The sequence below is a fragment of the Diaphorobacter sp. B2A2W2 genome, from assembly GCF_056730635.1.
On the sequence record NZ_JBWZOR010000006.1, the window covers coordinates 94,986 to 114,249 of the forward strand.

General features: G+C 68.5%; 18 protein-coding genes, 1 pseudogene and 1 riboswitch. Of the genes and pseudogenes, 11 read left to right on the forward strand and 8 right to left on the reverse strand.

Annotated features, from left to right (window positions below; genetic code table 11):
* Positions 1–113: 113 nt before the first annotated feature.
* The gene (locus AC1PPL_RS12000) at positions 114–1,130 is read left to right on the forward strand and encodes a 1-aminocyclopropane-1-carboxylate deaminase (RefSeq protein ID WP_479973340.1); all 1,017 of its coding nucleotides are present in this window, start codon (positions 114–116) and stop codon (positions 1,128–1,130) included.
* 39 nt (positions 1,131–1,169) lie between these two features.
* Here the strand turns inward: AC1PPL_RS12000 and AC1PPL_RS12005 are convergent, their stop codons facing one another.
* The gene (locus AC1PPL_RS12005; protein ID WP_479973341.1) at positions 1,170–3,125 is read right to left on the reverse strand and encodes an MFS transporter; all 1,956 of its coding nucleotides are present in this window, start codon (positions 3,123–3,125) and stop codon (positions 1,170–1,172) included.
* 134 nt (positions 3,126–3,259) lie between these two features.
* Between AC1PPL_RS12005 and AC1PPL_RS12010 the strand changes: the two genes are divergently transcribed.
* The 3 genes from AC1PPL_RS12010 to AC1PPL_RS12020 all read left to right on the forward strand — a co-directional run bounded on the left by AC1PPL_RS12010 (position 3,260) and on the right by AC1PPL_RS12020 (position 5,378).
* The gene (locus AC1PPL_RS12010) at positions 3,260–4,003 is read left to right on the forward strand and encodes a helix-turn-helix domain-containing protein (protein ID WP_047349278.1); all 744 of its coding nucleotides are present in this window, start codon (positions 3,260–3,262) and stop codon (positions 4,001–4,003) included.
* 161 nt (positions 4,004–4,164) lie between these two features.
* On the forward strand, positions 4,165–4,731 hold the full coding sequence (locus AC1PPL_RS12015; RefSeq protein WP_287803437.1) for a bifunctional pyr operon transcriptional regulator/uracil phosphoribosyltransferase PyrR: 567 nt from the start codon (positions 4,165–4,167) through the stop codon (positions 4,729–4,731).
* Positions 4,728–5,378, forward strand: a complete 651-nt coding sequence (locus AC1PPL_RS12020) for a phosphoribosyltransferase (protein WP_479973342.1) — start codon at positions 4,728–4,730, stop codon at positions 5,376–5,378. Before AC1PPL_RS12015 ends, AC1PPL_RS12020 begins: the two co-directional genes overlap by 4 nt.
* A gap of 83 nt (positions 5,379–5,461) precedes the next feature.
* Here AC1PPL_RS12020 and AC1PPL_RS12025 read toward each other — a convergent pair whose 3' ends face one another.
* The 3 genes and pseudogenes from AC1PPL_RS12025 to AC1PPL_RS12035 form a co-directional block, all read right to left on the reverse strand.
* Entirely contained in the window at positions 5,462–6,118 is a 657-nt protein-coding gene (locus tag AC1PPL_RS12025) for a dienelactone hydrolase family protein (protein ID WP_479973400.1), read from the reverse strand.
* Between the two features lie 18 nt (positions 6,119–6,136).
* Positions 6,137–7,149: pseudogene (locus AC1PPL_RS12030) on the reverse strand (zinc-dependent alcohol dehydrogenase family protein).
* 25 nt (positions 7,150–7,174) lie between these two features.
* The gene (locus AC1PPL_RS12035; protein ID WP_479973343.1) at positions 7,175–7,612 is read right to left on the reverse strand and encodes a host attachment protein; all 438 of its coding nucleotides are present in this window, start codon (positions 7,610–7,612) and stop codon (positions 7,175–7,177) included.
* 362 nt (positions 7,613–7,974) lie between these two features.
* Between AC1PPL_RS12035 and AC1PPL_RS12040 the strand changes: the two genes are divergently transcribed.
* From AC1PPL_RS12040 to AC1PPL_RS12060, 5 genes are all read left to right on the forward strand, one after another.
* Positions 7,975–8,391, forward strand: coding sequence for a YXWGXW repeat-containing protein (locus AC1PPL_RS12040; protein WP_103738087.1), 417 nt, complete (start codon positions 7,975–7,977; stop codon positions 8,389–8,391).
* A gap of 166 nt (positions 8,392–8,557) precedes the next feature.
* Positions 8,558–9,544, forward strand: a complete 987-nt coding sequence (locus AC1PPL_RS12045) for a Bug family tripartite tricarboxylate transporter substrate binding protein (protein WP_011806970.1) — start codon at positions 8,558–8,560, stop codon at positions 9,542–9,544.
* A gap of 32 nt (positions 9,545–9,576) precedes the next feature.
* On the forward strand, positions 9,577–11,055 hold the full coding sequence (locus tag AC1PPL_RS12050; protein WP_123676806.1) for an NAD(P)-binding domain-containing protein: 1,479 nt from the start codon (positions 9,577–9,579) through the stop codon (positions 11,053–11,055).
* Positions 11,052–12,161: a peroxidase-related enzyme gene (locus AC1PPL_RS12055; protein WP_287740274.1), complete on the forward strand. Its 1,110-nt coding sequence runs from the start codon at positions 11,052–11,054 to the stop codon at positions 12,159–12,161. Before AC1PPL_RS12050 ends, AC1PPL_RS12055 begins: the two co-directional genes overlap by 4 nt.
* Positions 12,162–12,332: 171 nt before the next feature.
* Positions 12,333–12,444, forward strand: a riboswitch (glycine riboswitch).
* 93 nt (positions 12,445–12,537) lie between these two features.
* Positions 12,538–13,848, forward strand: a complete 1,311-nt coding sequence (locus tag AC1PPL_RS12060; RefSeq protein ID WP_479973344.1) for a D-amino acid dehydrogenase — start codon at positions 12,538–12,540, stop codon at positions 13,846–13,848.
* 71 nt (positions 13,849–13,919) lie between these two features.
* On the opposite strand, the gene AC1PPL_RS12065 is transcribed toward AC1PPL_RS12060, so the two are convergent.
* Both AC1PPL_RS12065 and AC1PPL_RS12070 read right to left on the reverse strand, forming a co-directional pair.
* Complete coding sequence (locus AC1PPL_RS12065; protein WP_123676808.1) at positions 13,920–15,185, reverse strand: FIST signal transduction protein; 1,266 nt, start codon at positions 15,183–15,185, stop codon at positions 13,920–13,922.
* Positions 15,186–15,225: 40 nt separating this feature from the next.
* Complete coding sequence (locus AC1PPL_RS12070; RefSeq protein WP_479973345.1) at positions 15,226–16,197, reverse strand: PhaM family polyhydroxyalkanoate granule multifunctional regulatory protein; 972 nt, start codon at positions 16,195–16,197, stop codon at positions 15,226–15,228.
* A gap of 220 nt (positions 16,198–16,417) precedes the next feature.
* Here AC1PPL_RS12070 and AC1PPL_RS12075 point away from each other — a divergent pair, with 220 nt between their 5' ends.
* Complete coding sequence (locus AC1PPL_RS12075; protein WP_011806976.1) at positions 16,418–16,837, forward strand: HU family DNA-binding protein; 420 nt, start codon at positions 16,418–16,420, stop codon at positions 16,835–16,837.
* Positions 16,838–16,923: 86 nt separating this feature from the next.
* Here AC1PPL_RS12075 and AC1PPL_RS12080 read toward each other — a convergent pair whose 3' ends face one another.
* Positions 16,924–17,676: a tyrosine-protein phosphatase gene (locus AC1PPL_RS12080; protein ID WP_312844271.1), complete on the reverse strand. Its 753-nt coding sequence runs from the start codon at positions 17,674–17,676 to the stop codon at positions 16,924–16,926.
* 416 nt (positions 17,677–18,092) lie between these two features.
* Between AC1PPL_RS12080 and AC1PPL_RS12085 the strand changes: the two genes are divergently transcribed.
* The gene (locus AC1PPL_RS12085) at positions 18,093–18,269 is read left to right on the forward strand and encodes a hypothetical protein (protein ID WP_479973346.1); all 177 of its coding nucleotides are present in this window, start codon (positions 18,093–18,095) and stop codon (positions 18,267–18,269) included.
* 337 nt (positions 18,270–18,606) lie between these two features.
* Here the strand turns inward: AC1PPL_RS12085 and AC1PPL_RS12090 are convergent, their stop codons facing one another.
* A complete protein-coding gene (locus tag AC1PPL_RS12090; protein ID WP_479973347.1) occupies positions 18,607–18,822 on the reverse strand; it encodes a helix-turn-helix transcriptional regulator in 216 nt (71 codons plus the stop codon).
* Positions 18,823–19,264 lie beyond the last annotated feature (442 nt).

Below are 19,264 nucleotides of genomic sequence, written 5' to 3' on the forward strand. Positions count from 1 at the left end.
TATTTGGCGTTGAGTACTCTTTTTGATTCTTGAGATCATCTTATTTCACAACCCTGTTAATGCGCGGTTTTCCTACGATGCAAGGCACCTTCCCCATCGACCGGAACACCGCCATGAACCTGCAGAAATTCCCCCGCCATCCCCTGACCTTCGGCCCCACGCCCATCCAGCCGCTCAAGCGCCTGTCGCAGCACCTGGGCGGCAAGGTGGATCTGTACGCCAAGCGCGAGGACTGCAACTCCGGCCTGGCCTTCGGCGGCAACAAGACGCGCAAGCTGGAGTACCTGATCCCCGAGGCGATTGCCGGCGGCTACGACACGCTGGTGTCCATCGGCGGCATCCAGTCCAACCAGACGCGCCAGGTGGCCGCCGTGGCCGCGCATTTGGGGCTCAAGTGCGTGCTGGTGCAGGAGAACTGGGTGAACTACAGCGACGCGGTGTACGACCGCGTCGGCAACATCGAGATGAGCCGCATCCTGGGCGCCGACGTGCGCCTGGACGCGGCGGGCTTCGACATCGGCATCCGCCCGAGCTGGGAGCAGGCCATGGCGGACGTGAAGCAGGCCGGCGGCAAGCCCTTTCCCATTCCTGCTGGCTGCTCCGAGCACCCTTATGGCGGCCTGGGCTTCGTCGGCTTTGCCGAAGAGGTGCGCCAGCAGGAAAAAGAGCTGGGCTTTCGGTTTGACTACATCGTCGTGTGCTCGGTCACGGGCAGCACGCAGGCGGGCATGGTGGTGGGCTTTGCCGCCGAAGGGCGCGCGCGCCGGGTGATCGGCATCGACGCATCGGCCACGCCCGAGAAGACCCACGCGCAGATCCTGCGCATCGCGCAGAGCACCGCCGATCTGGTGGAGCTGGGCCAGGACATCACTGCCGAGGATGTGGTGCTGGACACGCGCTACGGCGGCCCAGAATACGGCCTGCCCAATGAAGGCACGCTGGAGGCCATCCGCCTGTGTGCGCGCCAGGAGGGCATGCTCACGGACCCGGTGTACGAAGGCAAGTCCATGCACGGCATGATCGAGCGGGTGCGCAACGGCGAATTCCCGGCCGGATCGAAGGTGCTGTACGCGCATCTGGGCGGCGTGCCGGCCCTGAACGCGTACAGCTTTCTTTTTCGCAACGGCTGAAGCCGCAGCGGATGCGCAGGCCCTGGGGCGCCTGCTGGCTCAGGCGCTGATCTGAAGCAGCCCCGCCACCCGCTCACGCAGCAGGGCTGGCTGCACCTCGGCAGCCGGCAGCGGTGCGCCCACGTTCAGCCCCACGCGGTTGAACATGCCGCGGCGGAACGGCCGCACCATGGCGCCGCCCTGCTCGATGCGGCTGAAGAACGAGCCCCACAGGTTGGTCAGCGCCATGGGCACCACCGGCGCCTGCACGCCGTCGGCCTGCGCGCGTTCGATGATCTTCATGATGCCGCCCTTGAACGCCTGCAGTTGCCCGTCGCGCGTGATGCCGCCCTCGGGGAAGATGGCGAGCAGGTCGCCGTCCTTCAGCACCTGGGCCGCGCGCTCGAACGCGGCTTCGTAGGTGGCGGCATCGTCCTTTTGCGGCGCGACGGGAATGGCCTTGGCCAGGCGGAACAGCGCACCCAGCACCGGGATGCGGAAGATGCGGTGGTCCATGATGAAGTAGATGGGGCGCGGGCTGGCCGCCATCAGCAGCACGGCATCGACGAAGCTCACATGGTTGCAGGCCAGGATGGCCGCGCCCTCCGTGGGAATGTGCTCGTCGCCGCGCACCTTGAAACGGTAGATGCAGCGCGACAGCACCCAGGCCACGAAGCGCAGCAGGTACTCGGGCACCAGCAGGAAGATGTAGAACGCCACCACCGCATTGGCGATGCCGGTGAACAGGAAGATCTGCGGCACCGTGAAGCCCGCCGACAGCAGCGCCCCCGCGAGCACGGCACTGGCGATCATGAACAGCGCGTTGAGGATGTTGTTGGCGGCGATGATGCGCGCGCGGTGCGTGGGCTGGCTGCGCATCTGGATCAACGCGTACATGGGCACGCTGTACAGGCCCGCGAACAGCGACAGCAGCAGCAGGTCGGCCATCACGCGCCAGTGCGCGGGCTGCGCCGCGAAGGCCGCCAGGGTGAGCACCTCCGACGGCGGCAGGGCCCGCGAGGCGAAGTACAGGTCGATGGCGAACACGCTCATGCCGATGGCGCCCAGCGGCACCAGGCCGATCTCCACATGCCGGCGCGAGAGCACCTCGCACAGCAGCGAGCCGATGCCGATGCCCACCGAGAACACCACCAGCAGCAGCGACGCCACCTGTTCGTTGCCATGCAGCACGTCCTTGGCGAAGCTGGGGAACTGCGACAGGAACACCGCGCCGAAGAACCACATCCACGAGATGCCCAGCAGCGAGCGGAACACCACGGTGTTGCCGTGCGCCAGCTTCAGGTTGCGCCACGTCTCGCTCACCGGGTTCCAGTTCACCGTCAGGCCCGGGTCGGTGGCCGGTGCTGGTGGAATGAACTGCGCCACCAAGCGGCCCAGCAAAGCCAGCGCCAGACAGGCCAACGCCACCGTGGTGTGGCCGATGCCCGGCAGCGCCACCAGCAGACCGCCCGCCACGTTACCCAGCAGGATGGCGACGAAGGTGCCCATCTCCACCATGCCGTTGCCGCCCGTCAGCTCGCGCTCGTTCAAGGCCTGCGGCAGGTAGGCGAACTTCACGGGGCCGAACAGCGTGGAATGCAGCCCCATCAGGAACACGCAGCCCAGCAGGATGGCCGCGCTGCCGGCCACGAAACCCGCGCCCGCCACCAGCATGATGGCGATCTCCAGGTTCTTCACGAAGCGGATGATGCGCGTCTTCTCGTACTTGTCCGTGAGCTGCCCTGCCGTGGCGGAAAACAGCAGGAACGGCAGGATGAACAGCGCGCCGATCACCAGTCCCGCCAGCGCCGGCGGCATCCACGACACGCTGAGCTGGTAGGTCACCATCACCGTGAAGGCGAACTTGAACAGGTTGTCATTGGCCGCGCCGGCGAATTGCGTCCAGAAGAACGGCGCGAAGCGGCGCTGGCGCAGCAGCGCGAACTGGTTGGGGTGCGCCGCCGCCTCGGCAGGCTGGGCGGTGGGCGACAAGGTCACGGGGTGCTGCGCGCTCATATGCGGTGTGCTGGGGTGTGAAGGTGCCGCGCATTGTGCGCACAAAGCCCGCGCAGGCCAGACGCTTGTGGGCCTTTGTGGCTTGGATCACACTTAAGGTATCGCCATTCGATACTTTTTACGTTCCACGCCCCATGAGCACCACCGCCGACCTCGTCATCGCCCTGAAGAAGGAACTCAAGTCCGCCCAGATGACCTATGCCAGCCTGGCACAGGCGCTGGGCATGGCCGAGTCCAGCGTCAAGCGCATGCTGGCCAAGGGCGACATGCCGCTGTCGCGCATCGACGCCATCTGCCGCGTGCTGCGGCTGGACTTTGCCGACCTGGCGCGGCGCGTGGCCGACAGCCAGCCGCTGCTGAGCGAGCTGACGCAGGAGCAGGAAAAGGCTGTGGTGGCCGACAAGAAGCTGCTGCTGATGGCGATCTGCGTGCTGAGCCAGTGGACCCTGGAGCAGATCACCACCACCTACCGGCTGAGCGAGGCCGAGGGCATCCAGTACCTGGCGCAGCTCGACCGCATCGGCATCATCGAACTGCGACCGCTCAACCGCTACCGCCTGAAGCTTGCCAAGACCTTCCGCTGGCGCCCGCACGGGCCGGTGATGCACTACTTCCGCGACCATGCACTGCTGGACTACTTCAACGGCGGCTTCGACGCGCCGGGCGAGGGCGTGCTGCTGGTGCACGGCTCCATCGCACGCAGCCTGGCGCCGGCCTTCACCGAGCGGCTGCAACGCGTGGCCCAGGATTTCGCGCAGCAGCACCTGGCCGACCAGCGCCTGCCCGAGCGTGAGCGCGAGGGCTACACCCTGCTGCTGGCCATGCGCAGCTGGGAGTTCGAGGCCTTTGCCCAGATGCGCCGCACCGCAAGGCCGTGATGCTCCTATATTAATAGCTTATGGCGCTTGATGGACGGGTGCCAGCGCCTTAAAACACCCAAAACCCGACGCAGTCGGCCTGCCATTGACTTCCCCCTTCGCGGTGCCCACACTGGACCATCCGTCACCCCCGGTGGCGGCTGCCGCTCCTGGAGGTTGCCATGCACCCATCCGCCCCCCTCCGCACCTGCCTGTATGACGAAGCCGCATTGCAAACGGTGCTGCAGGCCATGGCCCGGCAGATCGCCGCCCGGCTGCCGCCGCGGGAGCCCCTGGCCGTGATCGGCATCCTGCGGCGCGGCGCGCCTCTCGCCCATCGCCTGACCGACCTGCTGGTGCAACGCCACGGCCTGGCGCCGCCACTGCGGCTGGACCTGTCGGTCAAGCGCTATGCCGACGACCTCACGCTGCTGTACCCGGAAACCCGGCTCGACGAACCCGCCGAAGCGGCGGCGCCCGATCTGGCGAATCACCACCTGCTCGTGGTGGACGACGTGCTGTACGGCGGGCATTCGCTGCTGCGCGTATTGCAGTACCTTGCCCGCCAGCAGCCTCGCCAGATCCATGTCGCGGTGCTCGTGGACCGCTGCGTGGCCCGTCTGCCGGTGCATGCCGATGTGGTGGGGCTGCGGCTGCAGGTCGCCCCCGACAGCATCATCGACTGCCATGTGCCGCCCTATGAGCCTGAGTTCTGCATCGACCTTGTGCAGCCGGCGCCCGCGCCATGAGGCACGCATCAGAGCCCCAGGTCTTTCGGGACCGGCTGGACGCCGCCCACCAGCTGGCGCAGCGGCTGCAGTCCTATCGCGGCCAGCGCCCCCTGGTGCTGGCGATTCCCCGCGGCGCGGCGCCCATGGCACGCGCCCTGGCGCAGGCGCTGCAGGGGGACTTCGACGTGGTGCTGGTGCGCAAACTGCGTGCGCCCTACCAGCCTGAGCTGGCGATTGGCTCCGTGGATGAAAGCGGCTGGGTGTATTTGGCTCCGCATGCCGCCGGCACGGGTGCGGGGGCCGACTACCTTGCCGCCGAGAAGGACCGGCAGCTTGAGGTCATTCGCCACCGGCGCGCCCAGTACACGCCGGTGCGCCCGCCGCTGGATCCCGCGGGGCGCACCGTGATCGTGGTGGACGATGGACTCGCTACCGGCGCCACGATGGTCGCCGCGCTGCACAGCCTGCGCCAGCGCCACCCGGCGCGACTGGTGTGCGCGGTGTCGGTGGCATCGCCGCAGGCGCTGGCGCTGGTGCGCCCGCTGGCGGACGAGGTGCTGTGCCTGCAGGCACCGCGCCACTTCCAGGCCGTGGGCCAGTTCTACCAGCACTTTGCGCAGGTGGAGGACGACGACGTGGTCGCCCTGCTCAAAAGTCGGGCGTGAGTCCGGTGTGCTTGGTCATGCCGCGGGACGCGACAGATCGAAGCCGCCGGGGCACCCCGGCACGGCGTACTGGTTCAGCTCCCTCAGCCCCCCAAGCCCTGCGGCGAAGGCAAGTGCATGGCAAACCAGTCTGCGGCCTGCTGGGCCACCACGTCCAGGGTGCCTGGTTCCTCAAAGAGATGGGTCGCCCCCCGGACCACGCTCAGGTGGTGCATGCAGCGCAGATGCGAGGCGGCTTGCCGGTTCAGCGCCAGCACTTCGGTATCGCGACTGCCCACCAACAGCAAGGTGGGGCAGGCCACACCCGCCAGGGCCTCGCCGGAGGCCAGATCGGGCCGCCCACCGCGTGACACCACGGCGCGCAGGTCCGCCCCCTGCCGTGCCGCCGCCTCCAGCGCCGCAGCGGCGCCAGTGCTGGCACCGAAATACCCCAGGGGCAGCCCGTGGGTGAGCGGCTGGCCGCTGGCCCAGCGCGTGGCCGCGTCCAGGCGCCGGGCCAACAGCGCGATGTCAAAGCGTGCGAGGTAGTCGCTATCCTCCTCCAGGGTGAGCAGATCCAGCAGCAAGGTGCCGATGCCCCGCGCGTGCAATGCCCGGGCCACATGGACATTGCGCGGACTGAAGCGGCTGCTGCCGCTGCCATGGGCGAACAACACGAGTCCGATGGGCGCGGCGGGCAGCACCAGCACGCCCTCGATCTCCGCGCTCCCGGCCGGGATGCGCACGGAATGCTCCCGCAGCGACACCATGCCCGTCTCCTACTCCGCAGTCCACGCGGCCTCATCACCCGCCACGCGCAACACCGCCGCGCCCTGGAAGGCCCCACGGCGCAACTGTTCCAGCGCCTCGTTGGCCTGCTCCAGCGGGAACACACGGACCTCGGTGCGCGGCGGTGCCTGGCGGATGGCCTCGAAAAACGCCTGCCCGTCGGCGCGCGTCAGATGGGCCACGGAGCGGATGCTGCGCTCGCCCCACAGCCAGGCATAAGGGAAGCCGGGGATATCGCTCATGTGGATGCCCGCGCACACCACGCAGCCCCCTTTGTCCAGATGCCGCAGTGCCAGCGGTACCAGCGCGCCGGCGGGTGCAAAGATCAATGCCGCGTCGAGTGGCTCGGGGGGCGGCGCATCGCTGCCGCCCGCCCAGCATGCACCAGACTCAGGGCAAACGCCTGGCTGGCGCCATCGCCAGGGCGGGTGAAGGCATAGACCGCCCGGCCCTGCCCGCACGCCAGCTGGGTGATGAGGTGTGCGGCCGCACCAAAGCCATAGATGCCCAGCCGCCCTGCATCGCCGGCCATGCGCAGCGCGCGGTAGCCGATGAGGCCGGCACACAGCAACGGTGCGAGATGCTCGGGCGCGGGGGCCTCGGGCAGGGGCAGGCAGTAGCGCGCATCGGCCAGCGTGTACTCGGCATAGCCTCCCGGCAGTTGGTAGCCCGTGAAACACGCCTGCACGCACAGGTTCTCGCGCCCACTGGTGCAGAACCGGCAGTGCCCGCAGGTCCACCCCAGCCAAGGAACGCCTACCCGCTGTCCCTGCCGCCAGCCCCGCACGCCCGGCCCCAGGCCGGCGACACGGGCCACGATCTCATGCCCCGGCACAAGGGGCCACACCGCGTCCGGCAGCTCGCCGTCACGCAGATGGAGGTCCGTGCGGCACACGCCGCAGGCTTGCACTGCCAGCAGCAACTGGCCTGCCTGCGGAACGGGGCACGGCAACTCCGCCAGCCGCAGCGGCTGGCCGGGTCCGTCCAGCACCATGGCGCGCATGGTCGGTCCTCACACCGGGGCCGTGTCAGCTGCCGCGTTCCGCCTGCAAATGCCGCGCCAGCTCCTGCAAGCTCTGGTGCGTCAGGTCCTTTGCATGGCTGGCCACCAGCCGCTGGTGGGTGACACCATCCAGCTGTTCCATCAGCTCGCCCAGGAAGGGGTTGGACGCGAACACGGCCACGCGGCTGCGCTCGGCCGTGCCCACGGCCTCGCGCCGCGCGTGGGCCACCTCGCGCGCGAAGGTGCGCCGCTCCTGCGCGGCGGCCTCGCTGCGCGGCGCCAGACCGCTGCGTCCTGCGATCGAATGTCCGGGCGGCTCATGCCCCGCCGCACTGCCATGCAGGCGGGCGGCCGGATGCGTCAGGCATTGCCTTTCCGTCCAGTGCGTGGCTGCCGCAGGGTCAAGCTCCAGCAGGCGCGCCATCGAGCCATTGGCCACCAGGGCCCAGTTGGGCGTGTCCATGCAAAGCCCCCAGTTCTCCAAGCCGTGTGCGGTGTTTGATCTTGGGGGGCGGCCCCAGAGGGGTCAATCCCACGGTACATGCAACCAATCGTGGCGTGGCGGGCGGTGCGCCAAGCACCGCGGCGCCTCGCCGCGCACTGGTCGCGCCTCTCTCACTATTGAAAAAGGAGCTTGTGGCGCTTCTCAGACAAGGGCTGCAGCCTTTCCAGCACCTGAATCCTGCCCGCCGGAAGGCCGCCGTCACACCTGCTCACAAACCTTTGCCGGGGATGCAACAACGCGGCCGAAACGTTGACATGCGGGCCGCAGCATGGAGTCTCCCGCAGCGCCCCGCGCCGCATCCCACAACACAGGAGAACACCATGGTCCGCACCACCACCCTTGCCGCAGCCGGCAGCCTCGTCGCCCTGCTGTCATTGGCAGGCGCCGCGCATGCGGCCACCAACGCCACCGTCGTGATCCAGGCCGGCACGCCCCACTACTCGGCACCGCCCGCCTATGCGGTGCAATACCACGCGCCACCGCCTCCACGCTACGAGCGCGTGCCCCCGCCGCGCCGCGGCATGGTCTGGTCGCAGGGCCACTGGGAATGGCGCGGCCACCGCCATGTGTGGGTGCCCGGCCAGTGGATGCAGGTGCGCCACGGCCACCATTACCGCCAGCCGCGTTGGGTGCAGCGCGGTGACCAATGGCGCTTCGTGCGCGGCGGCTGGGACCGCGATGGCGACGGCGTGCCCAACCGCCACGACCGCCGGCCCGACAACCCCTACCGGAGATGAACGGCCGAGCGCCGGTCGTCCGCGCGCAGCATGGCCCGGGACGGCGACGGGCCGTCCATATGCATATAGCGCGTGCGCATGTGAATTTCTCCACAATGGGTGTGTTTCGGCTGCGCCTACACGATAGGGCGCCGCCTTGCACTGACCCATCACAAGGAAATTCGCCATGCCCCTCCTGCGCCACGCCACCGCCGCCCTGGCCACGCTGCTGACCGTCACATCCGCTCTCGCCCAGGCCACGGACTGGCCCAAGCAGCCCGTCACCCTGATCATGGGCTTTCCGGCCGGGTCGGGCGTGGACGTGGTGGCGCGCGCGGTGCAGGAGCCGCTGGGCCAGAAACTCGGCCAGCCCGTTGTGATCGACTACAAGTCCGGCGCGGCCGGCAACATCGCCAGTGAGTACGTGGCCCGCGCCAAGGCCGACGGTTACACCCTGGCCTTCGGTACGGCCGCCACGCACGGCAGCAATGCAGCGCTCTACAAGAACCTGCCGTTCGACGTGGAGGCCGACTTCGTGCCCGTCGCCCCGCTGATCGACGTGTCCAACGTGCTCACCATCAACCCCGCGGTGATCGACGCCAAGAACCTCAAGGAGTTCGTCGAGACCGTGCGCGCCAACCCGGGCAAGTACAACTTCGCATCCACCGGCAACGGCACGGGCACGCACATGGCCTTTGCCGAGCTGAATGCGCGCCTGGGCCTGAACATGGTGCACGTGCCCTACAAGGGCGGGCCCGAGGCCATCACCTCGGTGCTGCGCGGAGAGACCTGCTGCATCATGAACCAGGTGCAGACCGTGCTGCCGCACTACAAGACCGGCAAGGTGCGCCTGCTGGGGGTGACCACGGCCAAGCCCGTGGCGGCCGTGAAGGAGGTGCCGCCCATCGGCGCCAGCGGCCTGCCCGGCACCAAGGGCTTTGACAGCTCGATCTGGTTCGGCATCTTCGCCCCCAAGGGCACCGACCCGGCCGTGGTCCAGAAGCTGAACACCGCCTTGCGCGAGGTGCTGGAGCAGCCCGACGTGCGCCAGCGCTTCGAGTCGCAGGGCAACACGGTGCGCATCGAAACGCCCGAGCAGTTCCGCCAGACGGTCCACAAGGACCGCGCGAAGTGGGCGCAGGTGGTGAAGGACGCCAAAATCAGCATCGACTGATTTCGCCCTCCACGCTTTCTTCGACGTCCTCCATGTCTTTTTCGCTTCCCCTGGGGGTGGCCGGCCTGGCCGCCCTCGAAGACCGCCTGCGGCACGACCTGCTCACCCTCAACTGGCGTGCCCGCGCATGGCTGCCTCCACGCACCCATGAAGGGCAGCCCGTCACCGACGTGCTCATCATCGGCGCCGGCCAGGCAGGCCTGGCGGCCAGCATGGCGCTGGCGCAGCAGGGCATTGCCGCCGTGCTGCTGGACCGCGCGCCCGCCGACTACGAAGGCCCATGGGCCACCACGGCGCGCATGGACACGCTGCGCTCGCCCAAGGAGCTCACCGGCCCCGCGCTCGGCGTGCCCTCGCTCACCTTCCGCGCCTGGTTCGAGGCCCAGTGGGGCCGCGAGGCCTGGGCCGCGCTCGACAAGATCCCGCGCCTGCAGTGGATGGACTACCTGCGCTGGTACCGCCGCGTGACGCAGGCCGACGTGCGCAATGAACACACCGTCACCGCCGTGCACCCACGCGCCGACGGCCTGGTGGCGGTGGACGTGCAGACCCCCACCGGCCACGCCACCTGGCTGGCGCGCCGCGTGGTGCTGGCCACGGGCCGCGACGGCCTGGGCGGCCCGCAGGTCCCTGCCTTCATGCGGGGCGTGGCCCACGCCGCACAGGGTGGCCTGTGGGCGCATTCGTCCGACGTGCTGGACTACGCCACGCTCAAGGGCAAGCGCGTGGGCGTGATCGGCATGGGCTCGTCCGCCATGGACAGCGCCGGCACGGCGCTGGAATGCGGCGCCGCCAGCGTGGACCTGATCGCGCGTCGCGCGGTCATGCCCACGGTGAACAAGTCCAAGGGCTCGGGCGTGCCCGGCCTCACGCAAGGGCACCACGACCTGCCCGACGCATGGAAGTGGCGCATACGCCACTACATCAACGTGCAGCAGGTGCCGCCGCCGCACGGCAGCACGCTGCGCGTGTCGCGGCACGCCCATGCGTTCTTCCACTTCGGTTGCGCGGTGCAGGGCGTCACGCAGGTGGGCGACGCGCTGCACGTGGCGACGGCCCAGGGCACGTTCGCATTCGACTTCCTGGTTCTCGCCACGGGCTTCGTGATCGACTGGGCACAAAAGCCCGAGTTCGCGCCGTTTGCGCGCCATGTGCGCACCTGGGGCGAGCGCTACCAGCCGCCCGCCGGCGATGAAGATCGCGAACTGTCCGACTCGCCCGACCTCGGCCCGGCGTTCGAATTCCGCGAGAAAGCCGCCGGCGCCTGCCCCGGCCTGGACCGCATCCACTGCTTCTGCTACCCGGCGGCGCTGTCACACGGCACGGTGTCGGGCGACATCCCCGCCATCAGCGACGGTGCACGGCGCCTGGCCAGCGGCATCGCCGGCCTGCTGTACCGCGAGGACGTGGAGCACCACTTCGCCGCGCTGCAGGCCTATGCCGAGCCGGAACTGCTGGGCGACGAATGGACGCCCGCCGACACCTCCCAACGCATCCTGCCTTCGCCATGACCGACACCATCGACCAACTCGCCCGCCTGGGCCATGCCCCCCATGCCCAGGCCGCGCGCCAACAGCGCGCCAAGGCCATCACCGCCACCCAGGCCTGCGAAGACCTGCTGCTCGCGCCAGCACTGCCCGGGGGCCTGGCGCTGGCCGAGCGCCTGTCCGTGGCCCAGGCCGTGGCGGCCGCCAGCGGCGTGGCAACGCTGGCCGACTATTACGGCGCGCGCCTGGCCGGCCTGCCCGCCCCCGCGGCGGATGCCCGCTGGCAAGCCATCACGCATTTCACGCAGCTGCTGGCCACGCAGCCCGCTGCGGCCGACCGCGCGGCCCTGCTCGCCCTGCCCCAGGCGGGCCTCGCCACGCCGGACGTGGTGCTGCTCGCGCAACTCATCGGCTTCGTGGCCTACCAGGCGCGGTTGGTGGCCGGCGTGGCGGCGCTGGCCGCCCTCGGCCCCGCGGGCACCGCAGCCACGGCGGTCGCTCCCACCACGCCGGACGCGCCCTTCGTGCACCCTGCCAACCTACCCCCGCCCGGCGAGCCGCTGCGCCTGGCCGGCTACACCAGCGAGACGCTGGACTGGAAGGCCTGGCTGCCCGTGGTGGACCCCGCCACCGCCAGCGCCGAGCAGAACGCCGTGCTGGACGCAAGCCACCCCAAGGCACGCACGTCGGACTTCTACCTCGTGCTGGCGCACCAGCCCCGCGTGCTCGCCGAGCGCTCGGAGGCGTTCAACGCCATCATGTATGCGCCTGGCGGCCTGCCGCGCGCGGAGCGCGAGGTGGCCACCACCGTGGTCTCGCGCATCAACGGCTGCGTGTACTGCGCGTCGGTGCATGCGCAGCGCTTCGAGCAGCTGGCCAAGCGCAACGACGTGATCGCGCAGATCTTCACCGACCCCGACAGCGCCGGCACCAACGCCCGCGAACGCGCGCTGGCGCAGGCCAGCGCCGCGCTCACGCGCGCGCCCGGTGCATTCGGGCCGCAGCACCTCGCGCCGCTGCGCGCCGCGGGCCTGAGCGACCTGGAAATCCTGGACACGGTGCACGCCGCCGCGCTGTTCGCCTGGGCCAACCGCCTCATGCTCAACCTGGGCGAAGCGGTCTACCCCTGAGCATGCGCCCAGCGCCCCACCCTGAGAGCGTGTTCATGGTCTGAGGGTTAGCCCGCTGGGGCCATCGCGCCCGCGCAGCTACGATGGCCGGCGCAGGAGAGCAAACGGCCATGTGCCGTTTCACCGAAGGCGCAAACTCCCATACACGCTCAGGTTCCGTACTGCACACCCACACAGCCGTCTGGAGAGCCGCCACGCCCGCCGTGGCGCACCGAAGGAGCAAGTGCCGCGCACGGTCCCGCGCGGCATGAATCTCTCAGGTACCAAGGACAGGGGGAGCGGCAGCCAGGCCATGTCGCGCCCGCTGTTCGCTATTCATTCAATAGCTGCTCGCGCGCGCCCTGCCTGCGCAAACCTTGAAAAAGGCTTGTAAACCATGCGCGTGATCGTTCTCGGCGCCGGCGTCGTCGGCACCACCTCTGCGTACTTCCTCCAGCAACTCGGCCACGAGGTCACCGTCATCGACCGGCAGGCTGTGCCCGGTGCGGAAACCAGCTTCGCCAACGGCGGCCAGATCTCGGTCAGCCACGCCGAGCCCTGGGCCAACCCCGGCGCGCCGCTCAAGGTGCTGCAGTGGCTGGGCAAAGAGGATGCGCCGCTCTTGTTTCGCCTGCGCGCGGACATGCGCCAGTGGCTTTGGGGCCTGCAATTCCTGCGCGAATGCACGCCCGCGCGCACGCGCCACAACATCGAGCAGATCGTGAGCCTGGGCAGCTACAGCCGCAGCACGCTGCAGCAACTGCGCGCCGACACGGGCCTGCAGTACGACCAGCGCACGCAGGGCATCCTGCACTTCTACACCAGCACCCAGGAGTTCGACGCCGCGCTGGCGCCCGCCGAGCAGATGCGTGCGCTGGGCTGCCACCGCCGCGTGGTGGACGCAGACGAGGCCGTGCGCATCGAGCCAGCCCTGGCCCACGTCCGCCCGCAGCTGGCGGGCGCCACCTACACGGCGGAGGACGAGTCCGGCGACGCCCACCTGTTCACGCGCGCGCTGGCCAGCGTGGCCCAGGCCGCGGGCGTGCAATTCCGCCTGGGTTGCCACATCACCGCGCTGCACCCGGCGGGCGGCGCCATCGACCATGTGGAGATCACCAACGAGGCCGGCGGCTACGAGCGCGTGCGCGGCGACGCCTACGTGCTGGCGCTGGGCGCATTCACCCCGCTGCTGGCCCAGCCCCTGGGCCTGCGCCTGCCCATCTACCCGGCCAAGGGCTATTCGGTGACGCTGCCGGTGCGCGACGCGGCCGCCGCCTACCAGGTGAGCCTGACGGACGACGAGTACAAGCTGGTCTTCTCGCGCTACACCAGTGCCCAGGGCGACCGGCTGCGCATCGCGGGGACGGCCGAGCTCAACGGCTACGAGCGCGCACTGAACGCCGTGCGCTGCGAAGCCATCGTGCGGCGCGTGGAGCAGCTCTTTCCCGGGGCGGGCGATGCGAGCCAGGCGCAGTTCTGGAGTGGCCTGCGCCCCGCCACGCCGAGCAACGTGCCGCTGATCGGCAAGACGCGCTACGGCAACCTGTTCCTGAACACCGGCCACGGCACGCTGGGCTGGACGCACGCCTGCGGCTCGGGCAAGTCCATCGCGCGCATCGTGAGCGGGCTGGAGCCGGAGCTGGACTTCGCGTTCTGCGGCCTGCCGCGCCCTGCTGCGGCGCCCCGCCCCGCCGTCATCGGCGTTTGAGCAAGCGCCACGGTGCTATGCATTGCATAGCTGTTTGCGCTTGATGGACGGGCGCTAGAGGCCCAAAAGGCTTATAAAGCCCCGTCCGGTGCGACGAACACCGTCAGCACGCCCGTGTAGCCATAGAGCCGGTGCGCGGCGATTTCGCCGCCGGCGAAGAAGCCCGCCAGGGGCACGTCGCCCAGCGCATGGCGCACGATCTGCAGCTCGGCGCTGGGCCCACCGAAGTGCGGCCCGCCGCGGCCCGAGCAACTCACATACAGCGCACCGCAAATGCGTCGGCCGCCCGCCGGCTCGGCATGCGGCGCGCTGCCTGCGGCGGGCAGCGCCTGCGCCTCTTCGAGTTGGGGCGATAGCTCCTCACGGATCTCGGCGCAGATGCGCATCAGGTCGGCACGGGCCGCGCCGACGTTGCGCTGGCAGAAGGCCAGGCGCATGCCCACCTCGACATGGTCACCCAGCGCCACGCCGCTGCGCGTCGCGTCCAGCCCGACGATGTGGCGCACGCGCGTGTCGGCGCCGAAATGGCCCGTGCGCTGGCGCTGCGGTGCGTCCGCGTCCTCCAGCCCTGCCAGCGTGGCGCGCACGGCGCGCAGGGCGGCCTGGGCGTCGCCCTGCAGCGTCACGCCCAGCGTGTCCAGCAGCACGTCCAGCGCGGGCTCGCCGTCCAGCTCCAGCACCACGTTGTCCTGCGCGGCGGTGATGGCCGCCTGCGCGCCGATGGGCTGGCAGCCCTGCGTGACGCGCGAGACCAGTTCCACCTGCGCATCAAAGGCCACGCCCGACAGGCCGCCGTGCAGCACGCCGTCGCCCTCGCCCCCGGCGGGCAGCGCCAGCTGCACCTGCGCCCCGCGGCTGGCCACCACGCCGCCAAACAGGTAGCCGCTGCTGGTGCGGCCCGCCATCTCGGCCACCAGGTCCGCCAGTTCGGGGGTCTGGCCGTCCGCATGCACCAGCGCCGTGTGGGCCGCAAAGCCCACCCCGGCCGCATCGCCGTGCGCCAGCGGCGCCACGCCCGAGAACACACGGTAGTGCGCGCGCGGCAGGTCGCACAGCATCAGCGAGAGCGCGGGTTCATCGAAATATTCGACGTTGTTGCCCGCCACGCCCACGCCGACCGCGCCTGCCCAGTCGGTGACCGTCGGCAGTTCGCGCCGCAGCAGGTCCAGCAGGGCCGCGGCATCGTCCGCGTAGTGGTCGGTGATGTAGAGCAGCCCCAGCGTGGGTGCACTGGCGTACTGGGGCAGCGCCATCTGCGCCCGCAGTTGCGCCAGCACCAGCACCGCGGCCATGTGCCACTGCGGATGGGTGGCGTGTGCGTTGGGAAAGAGTCTCATGTGTCAGCCCTGCGGTGGGGTACAGGCGCCGCCGCGCAGCTCAGCCTGCCGGCCGCCGCGTGCGGGACGCGGCAGCCTTTTGGGTGGGCGATGGTGCGGGGGCACGCTTGGCGCCCGCGCTGGCCGCGGCAGTCCGTTTGGCGGCCGGACGTGCCTTGTCGTTAGCCTTGTCGTTGGCCTTGCCGCCCGGTTGGGTCGCCGGCCGGGCGGCCGCCTTTGCGGAAGGCTTCCCGGCGGCAGGGGCGGGCGTTGCCGCAGGCGCCGCACCGGCGGCCTGCGCCGCCGCGCGCATGCCGTGCATGCCCTGCGCGGCCATCTGCGCCGCCATGCTGGAAGCGGTCTTGAGTGCGCCGCTGGCCATCTCGCGCGTGGCATCGAAGGCCGCCTGGTGCGTGCCCGCATCCCGCAGGGCATGCGCAGCGATCTGCTGGAACTGGCTGGTCAGCGCACCCCACCATTGCATCGGGTCGGCCGCGCCCTTGGTCTGCTCGGGCGCGGCCTCATCGTCCGGTGGTGTTCGCGCGCTGCGCGCCGCCGAAGCGTCGTTGGCCGGGGACGGCGCCTCCGGTGCAGGTGCAGGTGCAGGTGCAGGTGCAGGTGCAGGTGCAGGTGCAGGTGCAGGTGTGGGTGGAGAAGTGAACGGGAACGCGGACGGTGGCTCGGCGGCTCGTGCGGCGGGCCGCTCCTTGTCCTGGCCTGCGGCGGCGCCGAAGCTCGCGGCCAGGTCGCCCATCGCCACGTTCATATCCTGCAGCGTGGCCAGCGTCATCTTCTGCACCTCCAGCGCCTGCACGGTGGCGGCCAGGGCGCGCGCGTTCTGCTCCAGCCAAAACTGCACGGCCTTGAGCTCCTGGATGCGCTTGTCCAGCTCGTCCACACTCACCGTGGGCGCCACCCAGCCCGACAGCCCCGGCATGGTGGGCATACCCGCCGCAGCGCCCTTGGCCAGGTTCTGCAGGAAATCAAATCCCGGGACGAAACGCCCGAAGCCGAAAGGGGTGCTATCGCTCATGGCCTGCTCCTGGTGCATCAGGGAATGGTTGCACAGCTTACCCGCATGCGCGCCACCCGTGCGGCACGTGCGTGCCCTGTACCGTCCACAGGCCCGCGATAGCGTGGTTTTCTCGCGCAAACCCGCATGAATAGGGCACCCCACGCGCGCAGACAGCGCCTAGAATCCGATCACCAGCCTGGCTGGCCTGCTTCTATACACCTTACAACGATCCGACATCATGGCAACTGCAAAGAAGACCACCGCTCCGGTGAAAAAGACCGCCGCCAAAAAGGCTGCGGCACCTGCCAAGAAGGCAGCCGCCCCCGCAGCTCCTGCTGCCATCAAGCCCGTGAAGGAAGCCTTCACCAAGACCGCGCTGATCGCCCACCTCGCCACGCAGGCGGGTGTCGAGCCCAAGGCCGCCAAGGCCGTGCTCGCCGCGCTGGAGACGGCCATCCTGGCTTCCGTGCACAAGAAGGGCTCCGGCGAGTTCACGCTACCCGGCCTGCTCAAGATCGGCCTGCAGCAAGTGCCCGCCAAGAAGAAGCGCTTCGGCAAGGACCCGTTCACCGGCGAAGAGCGCTGGTTCCCCGCCAAGCCCGCGTCGGTCAAGATCAAGACCCGCGCACTGAAGAAACTCAAGGACGCCACGCTCTGACACCGTGGCGCGGGTTTCGCAAAAAAAGCAGCCTCCGGGCTGCTTTTTTTATACCCGAGCGACCCAGGGCGCACGGCCGCGGCGCCTCACTCCGGCAGCGGCTGCAGGTACAGCTGCGCCAGGCGGCTGCGTGCAGCATCGTCCACGCCCAGTCGACGCTCCAGGTAACGCTGCACGCCGCCGTGGTCCTGGTCAACGGCTTGCAATGCGGCCTCCAGGAAGTCCTCCTGCACGCGCCAGATCACGTTCAGCACCTCCTGCGGCGCAGAGCTGACCAGCCCCGCGGGCCGACGGTACAGAGCGTTGGTCAACAGGTAGTCCTGCATCACCACCTCGCGCGACACGCCGAGCGCCAGCAGAATCAGGGCCGCGGCGAAACCGGTGCGGTCCTTGCCCGCAGTGCAGTGAAAGACCAGGGGAGAATCCTCTGCCAGCAACTGCTCGAACAAGCCCGCAAACTGCTGCGCGTTGTCGGAAACAAAAGCGCGGTAGGTGTCCTGCATCAGCCCTACCGCAACGGGTGCCGTAATCTGTTGACCCGCCACCGCCAGCTCCTTCGCGCGCTGCACGACGGTCGGCTCGATCGGCAGCGCGTGATAGCGCACCTGCGGCAGCGCATACGACTGGGCCGCGCTCTCCACCAGCCCGCGGAAGTCCACCGAGCGGGTCAGCCCCAGACCGGCCAGCACCTGCGCGTCCTGTGGTGTCAGGGCCGCCAGATGATCGGAGCGGAACAACCGGCGCCAGCGTACCGTGCGTCCATCCAGCCCCGCATAGCCTCCCAGATCACGGAAGTTGGACGCCCCCGTCAGCGAAAGCGTGCGTGAAAAGTCTTGCATCCGGTCACTGTAGTTCAAAGCCGTCACACGCTCATGACACATGGACGTACATGCAGCCAGAAGTGTCGCCCTGCGTAGAGCTGCCCGCAGCGCGGGATCTTTGGGGGAATGGACAGTGCGTGGCTGCTGTACGCCCCGTGCCCGTGCCTGCACGTATTGGCTTCCAAAGCAAGGACTACCGCTCCGTGAAAGAGACGGGGCCCCGAATCACGGAGAGGTCCTGTGCAGCGTTAGAGGATGAGGACACGCAACCACTGCGTCGTTCCATGCAGCGTGGCAGTGCAAAAACAAACGCCCAACCGAATGGTTGGGCGTTGTATGTGGTGGCTGGGACGCTCTCGAAAACCAGAGCCGACCCCGCAAAAGCAATGAGTTTGCCTATACGTGGTTCCTCATGTTACTGGAGAAGTTACTGTATGGCTACCATGGCCCTCTCTGACACCACCATTCGCAGCGTCAAACCCGGAGATCTGCGCTACGTCTGCGCGCGCCAGCGCATCACGTTGCAGATCCAAGTTCTGCTCGTGCGTGCTGACCCGCGCGTACCCAATGTGTGCCATATCGAGACTCCTTTGTTGGACGTTGATAGGTGAATGGCTTATTGCACATTTGGTATAGCGCGCGGAGGGCAAAAAACGATCGTGCGAAGAGTGTCCAGAAATCCTAGGTTTTTTGGACTGTCCGGGTCCATTGACACAAAGAAGACGATTCACGAGCAACGAATGACTGCCTTTGTCTAAATGCAGCGAGTACCCACTCACTGAATCACACCAGCTATTCGGTCGGAAGCTCTCTACATGCTACGGTGCAGATGCCGCTTGGCAGTTGGCGATACGCCCCGGTTGCCGCCGAGGCGCTTTCTTTTTTTGGGGCGTTTGACTGGTACCGCTCAGGGCATGGCACGGCAACGAGCGTAGCGCCCCTCGGCACTCATGCGCGCCCCCCAGACGGCGCTGGTTCATAGCTGCCATTTGCTACCAGTCGCTCAATATCCGAGCGCCGCCAAGCGACTGCGCGTGCGCCAAGTTTGACCGGCGCAGGGTAGCGTCCTGTCCGGACACCTTCATACCAACCAGAACGGCTCACAGGAAACACCTGAAGCACAGCTGGCAGACGCATAAGCACGTCAGTTGTTGTGGTCGTCATCACATCATCTCCACCCCCTTGGTGGCCCGGCGCGATGTGTCCTCTATCTAAGCTATCTGTCCTTGAACCGCAGCGGGGGATGTGCTGCGGGGATCCGGTGGCTCCCTGGAATGCCCAGGTGCTCCAGATGTATAGGCATAAAAAGGGAAAAACGAGCAACAGTAACTTTTTAGAGCAACAGACGTCCTTGCGGAGGTTCCTGTAAAAGTTACTGCACAATGGGACGGTTGTTCTTGGACTGTGATGGAACGCCTTGGACAAAAAAAATCCCTAAGTCTTTGATACTTAGGGATTTTTTGCAGATCATCGCCAGTTGCGCGTGGCGCCAAAGCAGTAATTTGGTGGTGTAGTCCCCTACTAGAGCGAACCTTCCTGCCGCACCGGCGAGGATACCGTAGGCGAGATTATATACGATGCGGAGGTCCGGGTGGACTTTGGCTGT

Excerpts from the sequence above, each read along its gene's own strand:
- AC1PPL_RS12000 (WP_479973340.1), top strand. The coding sequence starts at position 114 with ATGAACCTGCAGAAATTCCCCCGCCATCCCCTGACCTTCGGCCCCACG.
- AC1PPL_RS12005 (WP_479973341.1), bottom strand. The coding sequence starts at position 3,125 with ATGAGCGCGCAGCACCCCGTGACCTTGTCGCCCACCGCCCAGCCTGCC.
- AC1PPL_RS12010 (WP_047349278.1), top strand. The coding sequence starts at position 3,260 with ATGAGCACCACCGCCGACCTCGTCATCGCCCTGAAGAAGGAACTCAAG.
- AC1PPL_RS12015 (WP_287803437.1), top strand. The coding sequence starts at position 4,165 with ATGCACCCATCCGCCCCCCTCCGCACCTGCCTGTATGACGAAGCCGCA.
- AC1PPL_RS12020 (WP_479973342.1), top strand. The coding sequence starts at position 4,728 with ATGAGGCACGCATCAGAGCCCCAGGTCTTTCGGGACCGGCTGGACGCC.
- AC1PPL_RS12035 (WP_479973343.1), bottom strand. The coding sequence starts at position 7,612 with ATGGACACGCCCAACTGGGCCCTGGTGGCCAATGGCTCGATGGCGCGC.
- AC1PPL_RS12040 (WP_103738087.1), top strand. The coding sequence starts at position 7,975 with ATGGTCCGCACCACCACCCTTGCCGCAGCCGGCAGCCTCGTCGCCCTG.
- AC1PPL_RS12045 (WP_011806970.1), top strand. The coding sequence starts at position 8,558 with ATGCCCCTCCTGCGCCACGCCACCGCCGCCCTGGCCACGCTGCTGACC.
- AC1PPL_RS12050 (WP_123676806.1), top strand. The coding sequence starts at position 9,577 with ATGTCTTTTTCGCTTCCCCTGGGGGTGGCCGGCCTGGCCGCCCTCGAA.
- AC1PPL_RS12055 (WP_287740274.1), top strand. The coding sequence starts at position 11,052 with ATGACCGACACCATCGACCAACTCGCCCGCCTGGGCCATGCCCCCCAT.
- AC1PPL_RS12060 (WP_479973344.1), top strand. The coding sequence starts at position 12,538 with ATGCGCGTGATCGTTCTCGGCGCCGGCGTCGTCGGCACCACCTCTGCG.
- AC1PPL_RS12065 (WP_123676808.1), bottom strand. The coding sequence starts at position 15,185 with ATGAGACTCTTTCCCAACGCACACGCCACCCATCCGCAGTGGCACATG.
- AC1PPL_RS12070 (WP_479973345.1), bottom strand. The coding sequence starts at position 16,197 with ATGAGCGATAGCACCCCTTTCGGCTTCGGGCGTTTCGTCCCGGGATTT.
- AC1PPL_RS12075 (WP_011806976.1), top strand. The coding sequence starts at position 16,418 with ATGGCAACTGCAAAGAAGACCACCGCTCCGGTGAAAAAGACCGCCGCC.
- AC1PPL_RS12080 (WP_312844271.1), bottom strand. The coding sequence starts at position 17,676 with ATGCAAGACTTTTCACGCACGCTTTCGCTGACGGGGGCGTCCAACTTC.
- AC1PPL_RS12085 (WP_479973346.1), top strand. The coding sequence starts at position 18,093 with ATGGCTACCATGGCCCTCTCTGACACCACCATTCGCAGCGTCAAACCC.
- AC1PPL_RS12090 (WP_479973347.1), bottom strand. The coding sequence starts at position 18,822 with ATGACGACCACAACAACTGACGTGCTTATGCGTCTGCCAGCTGTGCTT.